Source organism: Gordonia sp. WA4-43 (assembly GCF_020520305.1).
Lineage (GTDB): Bacteria > Actinomycetota > Actinomycetes > Mycobacteriales > Mycobacteriaceae > Gordonia > Gordonia hongkongensis.
This window is the reverse complement of record NZ_CP084736.1, coordinates 704,153-717,254: the sequence shown is the minus strand read 5'-3', so window position 1 is coordinate 717,254 and position 13,102 is coordinate 704,153. Positions and strand designations below refer to the sequence as shown.

8 protein-coding genes are annotated in these 13,102 nt (G+C 61.6%); 5 read left to right on the top strand and 3 right to left on the bottom strand.

Annotated elements, in window-relative coordinates:
* Positions 1–44 precede the first annotated feature (44 nt).
* Complete coding sequence (locus tag LEL84_RS03250; RefSeq protein ID WP_226513329.1) at positions 45–422, top strand: hypothetical protein; 378 nt, start codon at positions 45–47, stop codon at positions 420–422.
* A 578-nt stretch (positions 423–1,000) separates the two neighbouring features.
* Here LEL84_RS03250 and LEL84_RS03245 read toward each other — a convergent pair.
* On the bottom strand, positions 1,001–3,451 hold the full coding sequence (locus tag LEL84_RS03245; RefSeq protein ID WP_226513328.1) for an AAA family ATPase: 2,451 nt from the start codon (positions 3,449–3,451) through the stop codon (positions 1,001–1,003).
* Between the two features lie 175 nt (positions 3,452–3,626).
* Between LEL84_RS03245 and LEL84_RS03240 the strand changes: the two genes are divergently transcribed.
* The 3 genes from LEL84_RS03240 (at position 3,627) to LEL84_RS03230 (ending at position 7,914) form a co-directional block, all read left to right on the top strand.
* Entirely contained in the window at positions 3,627–6,383 is a 2,757-nt protein-coding gene (locus LEL84_RS03240; protein WP_226513327.1) for an McrB family protein, read from the top strand.
* An 8-nt stretch (positions 6,384–6,391) separates the two neighbouring features.
* Complete coding sequence (locus LEL84_RS03235) at positions 6,392–7,567, top strand: McrC family protein (protein WP_226513326.1); 1,176 nt, start codon at positions 6,392–6,394, stop codon at positions 7,565–7,567.
* Positions 7,568–7,677: 110 nt separating this feature from the next.
* Entirely contained in the window at positions 7,678–7,914 is a 237-nt protein-coding gene (locus tag LEL84_RS03230) for a hypothetical protein (protein ID WP_226513325.1), read from the top strand.
* 7 nt (positions 7,915–7,921) lie between these two features.
* On the opposite strand, the gene LEL84_RS03225 is transcribed toward LEL84_RS03230, so the two are convergent.
* A complete protein-coding gene (locus tag LEL84_RS03225; protein WP_226514229.1) occupies positions 7,922–8,128 on the bottom strand; it encodes an integrase core domain-containing protein in 207 nt (68 codons plus the stop codon).
* 12 nt (positions 8,129–8,140) lie between these two features.
* Positions 8,141–8,638, bottom strand: coding sequence for a DDE-type integrase/transposase/recombinase (locus LEL84_RS03220; RefSeq protein WP_226513324.1), 498 nt, complete (start codon positions 8,636–8,638; stop codon positions 8,141–8,143).
* A 397-nt stretch (positions 8,639–9,035) separates the two neighbouring features.
* Here LEL84_RS03220 and LEL84_RS03215 point away from each other — a divergent pair, with 397 nt between their 5' ends.
* Complete coding sequence (locus LEL84_RS03215) at positions 9,036–13,013, top strand: DUF3427 domain-containing protein (RefSeq protein ID WP_226513323.1); 3,978 nt, start codon at positions 9,036–9,038, stop codon at positions 13,011–13,013.
* Positions 13,014–13,102 lie beyond the last annotated feature (89 nt).

Below are 13,102 nucleotides of genomic sequence, written 5' to 3'. Positions count from 1 at the left end.
CTAACGCCATTACTTCGACGTCCCAGTAGCGCTAGGCTCGCCGTATGGCATCGTCAGGGTGGCAATTCTGGGAAGTGACAGACGATGGCGGCGAGTTGCGTTGGCTCGGCGCCACACGACCCACCGGGCGTACGGCAGTTAACCGTGCGACCGTGTGGACACTCATCCCCAGCACCAGGATGTTTATAGCGAACTGGTTCGTCAGCGAAGCGTGGTCAACTGAGGACAGCGGGTTGTTCTTCGAAGACATACATTCCACCTACGCCCAGAGAATTGCGCTTGACGTGCCGCAGCCCACGAACGAGGACCTAGCGCGGATCACGCACCCGGAACGGCTGCTCACGCTGGACGATGTGACGAGCCACTCCGTGCTCAAAGTGCTGGGCAAACGCGTCGACACCAAACTGCAAGAGCGACGATAAGCGTCTGATTCGATTCCTGGGCTGAGTTGAAGACACATCATGTCATATTAGTCCGGCACGGCGGGAGCAGTTTCCCACACCTGGGACGACAGACAGTCCCGTCTCCGAGGAGATTGTGGTCAACGTACAGCCATAGCGGTGCCCCTTTGCCGTGGATTCGCTGCGACTGCCAGCAATTGGATTGCAGCGCAGCCGAAATCGGTTGCACCGCATCGCAGTGGCTCGACGCACGCGCTACGACCCAGGCATTACCGCCGCCAGACCCTCACACAGAGAGCGCACTTCACCGACTGTCGGCGACAACTCGTACGCATGCTGGTGACAGCATGCGCTCAGTTGATGCCATAGCGAAGCCAGTCGATCAGCTGTCTCACGATCATCGAGCGCCTTCAGGATCGCCAGCCTAGACCGCATCGACGCCCACTCGCAGGGAGCGTTGACCACACCGCAGCGCTCGAGCACGGTCGCTTCGAGTGCTTGGCGCGCCACCACCGCAGCGAGTCGGGACGCGTTACCCGAGGTCGAGTCCCCTAGGCCTCGCAGCAATTGCTGGGCATAGGCGAGGAGTTCGGCCGGCGTCACCGCTGGTCCAAGATGTCGTCGATAGTCTTGCGCAAATCTCTGACGTCGTCTTTGCCGATGGTTGCGCCCTTGTGTACGCCCTTCGTTGCGATGGACATCGCCGCAGAACGATGCTGCCGCCGAGACTTCCACCCTGAGAGGTCTGAATCGGTTGCGCCGTGCAGGGCAAGTGCCACACAGGCAGTCGCACTCTTAGCCTCGGCCCATCGCGCTTCCGTGTCGTGCTGCGGCTGACCGTCGACGTTGCTGCGTGTGAAGTAGACCTGGCGAGCTGCTGCTTCGATGGCAAACCGGAACAGACCGGGACACGCTCGCCGTTTGATGTCGTCGGGTACGTTCTCGTCGGCGACGACCGCGAAGGCGTCGTCGACGTAGCGACGCGCAGGTTCGTCGGCGCTTTTCACCACGAGCTGCGAGCCCGACTCCCGGGTGACCTCGATGAGGTGTGCATCGATCGAGTGCTGGCGAATCGCGGTCGCGAGACGATCGTCATGAGAAAACACGATGACCTGCCGGCTGGCGGCGAGGTCGGTCAACACGTTCAGAAAGCCGTCGATTTTGGCCGGGTCCATCGCTTGGATTGGATCGTCGAGCACGATGAACCGGAACGGGCTCGCCATGGCCGTCGCTCGCGGTAGAAACAGTGCGAGCGCGAGGGCGTGTAGTTCGCCCTGACTCATCACCGACAGGGCGCCCACTGGCTTGCCGTCGACGTGTCCCTTCAAGACCGCTTTGCGTTGTGTGCGTCTACCTTCGAGCGCAATCTCCGAGATCTCGACGTCGCTCTCCTGCCGCAGCTGCGACCAGATCGCTCGCGCCCCTTCGGAGATCGGTGCGAGCCGCTGCGCCCTGAAGCTTTGCGAATTCTCCTGAACCCACTTGCGAGCTTCTTCAATCACTTTCACCGTGTCGTCGGTCTCGCGGGCAAGCCGTTCCAACGCAAGCCATTCCAGCGCGTTCTTTGCGAGGGGCACCCATGCGTCTTGGAGTTCCGCCGCCGCACTCGCAGCTTCTGTCCGGAGTGCTGCGAGCGCTTCAGAGAGAGGGGGAAGCTGGGCCTCGATGTGACTTGGCAGGTCATCGACGCCAGCGGGTACCGCCGAGGCTGTAGCGAACGCCTCGCGGTAAGTCGCCAGGCTAGGCAACTCAACATCGGCAACCGGCGATACATCTCGAAGTGACTCGAACAGTTGGCGCGCTGACTGCTCCAGCTGGTCCACGTTCCGTCGCGCTTCCCGATACATCGCCAGCTGTGCGTCGTCGGCGGCGATGGCCTCTCGGGCGTGAGCTTCCCAGTCGACGGTCAGAGCACCCGCGCCGCACACCGGGCAGGCCGGAGCGTCGGTGTCGTGCGCGCTCCGGTACTCCAGGGCTCGCCGGAGAAGATTGGACCGCTGCTCGGCGGTCCGCATCGCACTGTCGGCCAGGGTTCGTGCGTTGCTCAGGGCATCGTGAAGTTCGGTAGCGATCATCGCAGCGGAATCGAGGTCTGGCAGGTCGATTCCTGCGATCGCGTCGAGGGCAGCGGTCGTAGCGTGTTCGGATGAGTCAGTACCGGCTACTAGGTTGGCAATCGCATCTAGGTCGGGAGTTCGCGGGCGCACGAGTCTGGCCAGCGCGGCAGCGCGTTCGTCATCCGCGACGGCGAGCACCTTCTTGAGCGCACCAAGTGAGTCGCGTGCGGTCTTGCGCGGGCGCCGACGTTCCGCGTGCTCCGCGTTCAATCGAGTTTCTGCGTCCTGCACCTCGTCGATTGCAAGCAACTTGTCCAGCGCGTCGTATAGCTTCGACGGCTCTTGCTCGAGTAGGCCGCCGATCTCGTCGTAGCTCAGAATCGGGCGGTAGATCTCGATCGCCGTGGACCAGCCAAGCGCGTCGACGCCGTGTTGACGCTTCTCACCCTCGCGCTGGGACCAGTGCTGGGCGTCGTTCAGCGCGGCTCCGTCGGGCCACTGCGCGCCGATAGACGTCTTGGGTCCGTTCTCTGTGGTGAAGTCGACGCGCACTTCACATGGGTCGCCCTGGTGCAGATTGCGCCAGGTGTCGACCCACAGTTTTGCCTTGTTCTTCCAGCGGTAGCTCTGACCGGTGAGTGCATACTCGAGGGCCTCGGCGAAGCTCGACTTGCCCGACCCGTTGCGTCCGCTGATAACGGTGATGCCGGGGTAAGGCGTGATCGTCAGGCTCGCCTGCGGACCAATCCCACGGAAGCCGGCAACACGAATCTCGCGCAGAAACGCACCGGCAGGTTCCTGCGCCTCCGGCGTGGAGTTGGGCCGTTGATGAGTCACTGCCCTACCGCCGAGCTGCTCCGATAGTGCGTCCTCGCTGTCGAGAGCAGCAATCACCACGTACTTGGCTTCGTCACTCAGCTCGTCGTCGGCGTCGAGCAACTCCCAGACGGTCTCGAGCAGGGACGCCTCACGGATCGACTTTGACTCGGTCACCACACTCCCCCTCGACGGAACTATCGCCGACCTTGCCACACCGTAGAGACAGACTTGCCGCTGTTGTCATCACGCTGTGATCTACTCCGACTCGTGCATGATCCTTGGCCGCGACACCAAGAACCAATCCCGACCTGTCCGCGATCGCTACGCTCGACGGGGCTAGGAGGCAGCAATGACCGACCGTGACGACATAGGCGTCCGCGAGTTGGAATTTCGGCGGCGATGGCACAGGGCACACATCGCCCGATTCAACGCAGTGAACGACAGCACTCGCGTGTCGTGGCGAGAGGAGCGGCTCACCCCTCACGCGGCCGATGCTCGACAGCTTCTCAACACGCTCGGCCGAACCAGAGATTTGAGCTCGTTCCAAGCCGAGACGGACCGCTGGGTGCGCAGCTTCGATTCTGGATACGGCGGCACCGGCGGACAGATGATCATCAACCAGATCAACAAGATGTCGCCTGATCCGGACGCTGCCGTCAGCGTCCTAGTCGACGTACTGTCTCCACCTCAGGACCTCGATGATGCCGTTCGCAAGATCCGCCTGCTTGCCGATCATCTCCAAGAGATTCGAGTCGGCGCACACCCGAGCCCCAAGCGTGCTCCGTTTGTTGCCTCCTACTACTGGGCCCTCGATAACCCGCAGACGTGGCCCGCGGCGTGGCCGAAGTCGGCCGAGTACATGAACTACCTCACCGGGAACGCCGAGTTCAACGACCAAGGCGAGAGATATGCGGAACTCTACCGTTGCGCAACCGAGATTGACGGTGATCCACGACGTTTCGAACAGGTTGCCGCGTGGTGGGCGGACGAGCGCCCAGTCCTTCTGGACGACGTTCTGTGCGACCGTGCAGCCCTCCGCGAAGGCGCGAAGGATCGGGGCGATGCTCCGGAGTCGTACCGCGCCAACGCCGCTGCCCTGGTTTCGGTCGCAAAACACTTCGGTACAACCCTGGAGACGTCAGTGTCGGAGGCAGCCGGACGAACTCTCAAGACGCGCACCCCCGGCGTGATGTGGGATGCGGACTGGCCCCGGGGCGATCTCTGGACGGATTGGCGGGTACCGGGCACTTACGGGTTGTCGGTCCGCGTGTGGCTCAATGCGAAAGGACTCGCCATCGGGCTGCGCCCGTTTCCCGACGCCGAAACCGGAGCGGCCGAACGCGCCGTCGAACTAGCCGAGAGTCATCCTCTTGCCGGATACGAGCTTCTCGCAGGGAGGTCGCGCGTGGGCCGGAACGCCGGGTTCACCGGCGGCGGCACGGGCGAAGTGATCTATGCGCGCTGGTTCGACCGGTCCACGTTCCCAGCGCTGGACCTACGATCCGAGGTTCTCCAGACAGCCCGCGACGTCGCGCCGATCATGTCGGAACTCAACGGCGAAAACATGACGCAGAACGAGGAGGACGACGCCTTGGCCGCCGTGGTCGCCGAGTTCAAGTCCACGACCGGATACCCGACGCCGGGTCACGACCAAGACAGAGCCGATCGCCGTGACTTCGCCAAGTTGCTTGACCCCGAGGAGCTGTCGATTGTCGATCGCGCGGACCTGCGGCCGATTTGGAATACGCAACGCTACGGTGGTACCGGTCCAATGTCGATCCTCAACAAAAGTGTCCGTGACGCGGACGATGCCGAGTATCAGCGCATCATCGATACCTTCACCTACGTGTGCTGGGGCGACGAACCGCCGGCCACACGGATCAACCGGGCCTTGGAGGACGACGAGCTCCGCGTCAAGGGATTCGGCGAGTCGGTCATGATGAAGATGCTCGCCATCACTCATCCCGAGCAGTTCATCACCGTGTACCCGTACACCGGCCCCAAGGGCAAGTTGCGAATGCTTAAGCTGCTGGGTCTCGACACCCCGGACGAAGCCGGACGGGGACAGCTTCAAGTCGCCTCGAATGACGCCCTACGCGCACGGCTCGACAGCTACTTCCCCGGCGACCCTCTCGGCATGGGTGCCTTCCTCTACTGGTACGCCGAGAACGACGAGGTGCCCGACGACGAACCGATCGTCGATCCGCTCGACGACCTTGCGGAAGAGTTGCTGGTCGAGCGCGCCTTCCTGGACGACGTCGTCGCACTGCTCGAGGACAAGAAGCAGGTTGTGTTCTACGGCCCACCGGGGACCGGAAAGACGTACTTCGCCCGCAAACTGGCCGAAACCCTGGTCCCCGAAGCTTCCCGAAGACCCATCGTTCAGTTCCACCCGTCCACATCGTACGAGGACTTCTTCGAGGGGTACCGACCGGAGACCGACGTAGACGGGGTCATGACCTACCGCCTGCAGCGTGGCCCGCTCGCCGAACTGGCGGCACGCGCCAACGATAAACCGGGACATCGTCATCTCATGATCATTGACGAGATCAATCGAGCCAATTTACCAAAAGTGCTTGGCGAGTTGCTCTTTCTACTTGAGTACCGGGATACACCGGTGCGGACCTTGTATCGCCCGGATGATCCGTTCGAGCTGTCCAAGGACATCTGGTTCATCGGGACGATGAACACCGCCGACCGGTCGATCGCCTTGATCGACGCTGCCCTGAGGCGACGATTTCACTTCATCCCGTTCTTCCCGAACCATGGCCCGATGGCTGGGCTCCTTGGCCGCTGGCTCCAGCGTGAAGGCGAACCGGCGTGGGTAGGCGAGGTGGTCGCACAGGTCAACGATGAGCTCGATCGTGAACTCGGGGGACCTCATCTCCAACTCGGGCCCAGCCACTTCATGAAGCGCGGACTCGACAAAGAAGCGTTGCAGCGCATCTGGGTGTACGACATTGAGCCGTTCATCGAAGACCAGTTCTTCGGCGACGCCACACGGATCACGTACTTCCGATTCGACCAAGTGTGGAAGCGTTTCAATGACCTGGCCGGCGAGTCGATCAGCGAGAATCTAGGCGAAGACGAGCCGGACCTCGGATGAACGTGCGTGTGACCCTCAAGGAGTATGAGTCGCGCGAGCTTGTGCTGACACGTGCACAAGCCGAGTCCCTCGAACTGACCGGCTTCGTCGAAGTGTCACCCGCGCCCGGTGACCGGTGGCGCATCACGGCAACGTCCCACGTCGGGACGCTGGTCGTCGATGGTATTCGCCTTCTGATACGGCCAAAGATCAACCCTCAGAACCTCTTTCTTCTTCTGGAGCCGGGTCTTCCGCACAGCGCCTGGCGCCGGGAGGCTTTCGATTACGACGTGTCGTCGGATCTACTCCCCTCGGTGATCGCCTTTTTCGCGCGAACCCTCGAGACCACGCTCGCTCGGGGAGTCTTGCGGTCGTATAGGACGATGGAAGAGACGCTTGTCGCGCTGCGCGGGCGCCTCGACGTGCCCAGGCAGTTCAAGCGCGCGGGAGTTCTCACCCAAGTCGCGTGTACGTACGACGACTTCACGGAAGACATCCCGGAGAATCGGGTGTTGCGGGCTGCCGTACAGCGGGCGCTTCGTATCGCCCGAGTCGACCCGGCCGACCGACAACGACTAATGCGTCAGCTCGTGGCGCTCGACGCGGTCGAGGACCATGCCGTCACGCCCGAGGACGTCGACCAGATACACCTTACTCGGCTGAGTCAGCATTACGCGGCCGCACTGCGGCTCGCGCGTCTCATTCTCGCCAACCTCACGCTCACCGATTCCCACGGAACAGCACCCGCCTCATCGTTCATGGTCGACATGAACGATTTGTTCCAAAGTTTCGTCACCGAACGATTGCGGCGCGAAATGAGGGGTCGTCTCGACGTAATAGCCGAGCCCACCGTGCATCTAGGCACGGGCCGCCAGGTGACTATGCTGCCGGATCTGTTGTTCCGCAGTGCGCACGGACAGCACGTCTACGTCGGCGACATCAAGTACAAGCTCGCCAAGGACGGACGTGGACGTAGCGGGGACTACTACCAACTGCTCGCTTACACGACCGCGTTGGAGCTTCCGGAGGGGGTCCTCATCTACTGTCGTCACGAGAATGATGACACCGCTAGCAGGACGGTTATCGTACAGAGTGTCGGTACGAGGCTGGTTCTGAGATCGCTCGATCTGAGCGACTCTCCCGAGCACGTAGAACTTGAGCTCCAACGGTTGGCTGCGAGTATCGCTGCGGCGGTGAAGGGCTGACGAAGCAATCGTCGATCCCTCGGACCAGGGCGGGACAGAGAGTATCTGCAGAGTGTCGTTCAGTAACCACAGAGGCGCTTGCCGAATTGTGCCTAGATGCACTCGCGCCGGTGATCGCGCCATCGGCAGAGAACCTCGACTTCGTGCTAGCGGACACGCCGACGCCGTTCTCGGGTTACGTGCCGGGCAAGACCGTGCTGCTGCACTGCGTGGCCGGACACCAGCGGACGAGCAGCGTCGCCATCGAGTACGACGTGACGCTGGGACATCCGCTCGCGCAGGTGAGTGGCTCTGTTGGCAGGTCCCCGATAGCCGGTCCAGGCAGTTCTAGAGCCAGTTTCTTCTAGCTGTCGGTCAGTCGATCTCGCAGCCCACAGGGTGGTGCTGGTGGGTGCATCGGGCAGCGTACTCGGCCGGGGTCTGGTAGCCCAGCGCCGAGTGGCGGTGCCGGTGGTTGTGGTCGTCTTTGAAATCGTCGATCACCACGCGAGCTTCGAGCAGGGTTGGCCAGCAGTTGCGGTTCAGGCACTCGTCGCGAAGCCGGTTGTTGAACGATTCGATGAACCCGTTGTTTCACGGCGTGCCGGGCGGAATATAGGAGATGCCTACCGACCCTGCACAGAACGCCTGGAGCGCCTCTGAGATGAACTCAGGGCCGTTGTCCATGCGTAGCACCATGGGTGGGCCACCCCAGATCGCGAAGGTCTTCTCCAATTCCTCGACCAACCGGTCGGCGGTGATCGAGCGATCCACGATGTTGAGCAACGACATCCGGGTGTGTTCATCGACCATTGATGCGATCTTGACCTTCTTGCCATCCACGGTCGAGTCAAACTGAAAGTCCAATGCCCACACCACCTTCGGCGCATCCGCCGCCACGATCGGCACTGACGATTGCCCGGCTCGTTTGCGCCGCGGCGCCCGGCGCACCTGCAGGCCCTCCTCCGTCCACAGCCGATGCACCTTCTTCTTGTTCACCTCGATACCGTCGTCGAACCGCAGGTGCGCCCACGCCCGCCGGAACCCGTGTCGCGGGTGCTTGCGGGCGTAGGTGCGTAGCTGTGCACGCATACCAGCGTCCGGGTCGGCCGGTGTCTGAGCCAACGGCAGACGCCGGTAGGTAGACCAGCGTGGGAGTTGGCAGGCGCACCGCGACCGCAGAGTTCTCGGATCGACAGTGTCTTGATCGGGGTAAGTGAATACGACTTCACACCGAGCGTAACTGTCGAACCCTCCAAAGCGCTCTGCGACTACTCACGACCTCGACCATGAGCCGTGGTCCGAAATCTTTTGGGTGTGGTGGCGCCCCTCGCTGGCGCGCTATCGAAGTCGTGTTGCTTTTGCCCCTGCGTTCTAACCGCCGTTGCGATGTGGTTCACTGCCTCTTGAGTAGCCCTCTTCACGTTGTGTCGACAGGCGTCAGCTACCGCAAGTGCTTGCAGCGCAACTAGGTCCTAGAGAGAATGCCATGACCGCACTGGAGTCCCCCTTCGTCGATATAGCCCGTAGTGACTGGATCGCCTTTAACAGGTCGGCGTTCGCGATCTGGGATGCGTATCCTGTCACTCCAGGCCATGCTCTGGTAGTTTCGCGCCGGGAGATTGAGGACTGGTGGGTCGCTACAGCTGAAGAGAAGGCCGACCTTCTCGAACTGGTCGATCAAGTTCGGGACGTGATTCTGACGCAGCACGGGCCCGTCGACGGTTTCAACGTCGGTTTCAACGCTGGACGTGCGGCCGGCCAGACGATCGATCACCTGCACATTCATGTCATTCCGCGTCGAGTAGGCGACGTTCCTAACCCGCGCGGGGGCGTTCGGCATGTGATCCCAGAAAAGGGTGGCTACCTGGCGCCGAACGAGTCAGTGAGCGGCGGCCTGTCCCCCACCTCGCCAGTCCTCATCGATGGCCGCGCCAAGTTTCTTCTGCCAGAGTTGGTGGCCCACCTGCGCAACTCTTCCTTGGACCACATCGACATCGTCGTCAGCTTCGTCAAGATGTCCGGGCTCGGTCTACTCGCTGGTGCACTCAGTGATGCGTTGGATCGGAGCGCCGTTGTACGAATTTTGACTACCGACTATCTAGGTCTCACCGAGCCCCTCGCCTTGGCAACGTTGCACGACCTGACAGATGACCACCCGAACCACCTGTCGGTCAGAATCTTTCACGACGCTGAAACGAGCTTCCACCCGAAGGCGTATCTCTTCTACTCGTCCGCCGCGGGGGCCGGCGAGGCAGCATTCGTCGGCAGCAGCAATCTCAGTAAGTCTGGCCTGAGCGGCGGGATCGAGTGGAGCCTGCACGTTGGCTCCATCGACGATCTCAAGCGCGGCTTTGAGGACCTGTGGTCAGACGACCGCAGTGTCCCACTGACGAAGCAGTTGATCGCTGACTACCAACCTGCGCCGCAGCACGTTCCTGCCGTTATCGAGGTCGTCGATCCTCCCGAGCCTGCGCCATCACCCCGGCCTATCCAGCTGGAAGCCCTAGAGGCACTCGCAGGTACCCGCGACGACGGTTTTCGAGCCGGAATGGTCACCCTCGCCACTGGCCTAGGAAAGACCTGGCTTGCAGCATTCGATGTTGCCCGCTTCGGCGCGTCCAGGGTGCTTTTCGTCGCGCATCGCGAGGAGATTCTCACCCAGAGCCGCGACGTCTTCAGGCGGATCATGCCTACGGCCAGCATGGGGCTATATTTCAGCGGACACAACGACTACCAGGCTGACGTCGTCTTTGCCTCCGTTCAGACTCTGTCGCGCAATCTCCAACTCCTCGATCCCGGGGCATTCGACTACATCGTGGTCGACGAGTTCCATCACGCGGCTGCCGCTACGTATCGTGCGGTCCTCGACCATTTCACCCCGAAGTTTCTGCTAGGTCTCACCGCCACTCCCGACCGGATGGACGGTGCCGACCTCCTGGCACTATGCGCTGATAACCACGTGTACGACTGCGATCTCGTCGACGGAATCCGAAGGTCTGAGCTCGTCCCCTTCCACTACTGGGGTGTACCCGACCCCGTTGATTTCGAGCCAATTCCGTGGCGTAATGGCAGATTCGATCCGGTTGCTCTAGAAGCAGCGTTCGCCACCCAGGATCGCGCTCAGGCAGCGTTCGAGGAGTGGCAATCACGACGGGGCGCACGAACGCTAGCGTTCTGCGCATCGAAGCATCACGCTGACTTCATGGCTGAGTTCTTTGCCAACCGTGGTGTCCGCTGCGCATCGGTACACAGTGGTCCCTCTAGTGCGCCGCGCAACGAAACCACCGAGGCTCTGCGCGACGGAGAACTCGAAGTCGTGTTCGCAGTTGACCTTTTTAACGAGGGTCTAGATATTCCTACCATTGACACCGTCCTGATGCTTCGTCCGACGGAGTCTTCCATCATCTTCCTCCAACAGCTCGGACGTGGACTCCGAGTGTCGGATGACAAGGATGCGTTGACCGTCATCGACTTCATCGGTAACCATCGCTCGTTCCTGCTGAAGCCGAGAACCATCCTCGCTCTTGCGAAACGCATCGCGCCGACGACGCTCCAGGTCCTGCAGGCAATGGAGGACGGCGAGTTTGACCTTCCCCCAGGTTGCTCAGTCGACTACGAGCTCGTCGTGGTTGACATGCTCAAGTCATTGACTCGCACGACAGCAACCGACGCGGTCGAGGAGTACTGCCGTTCATATCAGGAGGATGAAGGACTTCGACCGACTGCGGCACAGACATTCCGCGCTGGTCACGATCCAGCGGCCGTCTCCTCGAAGCACGGCAGTTGGTTCGGCTTCTTGAACACGTTGGGTCTCCTCGGACCCCGAGAGGAAGCCGTTTTTTCCGCACACGCTGATCTCCTTCGGGCGATCCAGGTCGAGGACATCACGAAGTGCTACAAGCTGATCGCCATGCGGGCATTACTGCACGACGGACGCTTCTGCACCGGCGACTCGGTGGCTAACAACGCAGCGACGTCACGGCAGTTACTCCTAGCGGATCCGCGTCTGGCGCGGGAAGTGCCACAATCTCAGTTCCCCGACCTACAGCACGCACCTGAGCGCAAGTGGGCGTCGTACTGGCTTAGCTGGCCGATCTCTCGGTTGACCGGCGCGGACAGTTCGCTGTCGCGGTCGAATCATCTGTTCCGCCTCGACAGTGATCGCATCATCCCGAGCTTCACCGTCTTACAAGACCACCGGGCTGTGTTCGAGAGTATGGCCGCCGAACTTACTGAGTACAGACTCGCCAAGTACCTACTGAAGCAGGACGCTGGCACCAAACGTCGATGGCCCTGTCGGATAGCGTTCGTCGACGGCCTCCCGACAGTTTTGCTTGACCGGCGGCAGTACACAGACCTTCCCACCGGGAATGTGAAGCTGGTGGTTGACGGCTCTACCTACGGAGCAGTCTTTGGCTCTGTCGCAGTCGAGGCCATTCGCGCAGGCGGCAACGAGAACGTTGCACCGCTGCTGCTGAAACGCTGGTTCGGGCCGATCGCTGGACATCCTGGCTACGCACACTCCGTCGAACTCGTTCAAGAGGATGGCGAGCTCGCACTTCGGCCTGAACGTACTGACGACGGCGGCCGAGTAGAGCTACCCCTGTTCGGTGACTTCAGCTCGGCTCTCGGTGCGTCGTCCAGTTCTGGAGTGCGAGGCGCGGTCGGCTCTCGGATTGCTGTACGAGAACGCACGGATATCGAATTGTCATTGGGCAATCAGTTCGTCTGCTTTGCCGATGCCGGCGCGTTAGATCCCAGCGGTGGCATCCTCGCCGGCGAGCCACTCTTGTTCGAGTGGACGTCGACGACGTCGCCGGCTGAACTCATCGGCGAGACAATTCTGGCCGAGGTGGAACGTGGCGCTCGGTCTGAGCGGCAACTTTCGACGGTGACTCAGGTCGACAACAGTATCGTGCTGGAGTTGGCGGACGGGACGCGGCAGACCACCACGAGAGCCGAACTACTGAAGGCGGCGCGTCTGGTGACGGAACTCTCCGAACGGGACATCAATCCCCTCGCGGACCGAATCGGTGACCAACTAAAAAGCTTCGATGTACCCGAACTGTACGGAGAAACATACAACCCCGGCAACTGGCGGTCTGGGCATGTGTCGCTAGCTCGATACGCAGTGCTGTTCGTGACCCTCGAGAAGCGTGCGGACAGTATTCAGTACGTCGAGCATTTTGAAGGACCTGACCTGTTCGTGTGGAGTTCCCAGAACTCGACCAAGCCCGAGGGTAAGAAGGGCCGCGAGATTCTCGAGGCTCCAGCACCCGGGAAGTCGATCGAGTTGTGGATGCGGCGCAAGCCGAGCGATCCGTTCACGTACCTGGGTCGTGTCGTACCTCTGGCACACGAGGGTTCGCAGCCGATGACTGTCACATACCGACTGCTCACACCGCTGTCCGGAGAGCTGCGCCGGCGGTTGAACTTCGATCAGCACAATCGTCCAAGCGACTAAGCAATCTACCGCCCAGACCTCACATGATGGTCCCTGTCGGCGACGGACCATCACATGGTCGACGCGATTCGGAAGATCCGTTTGCCCTC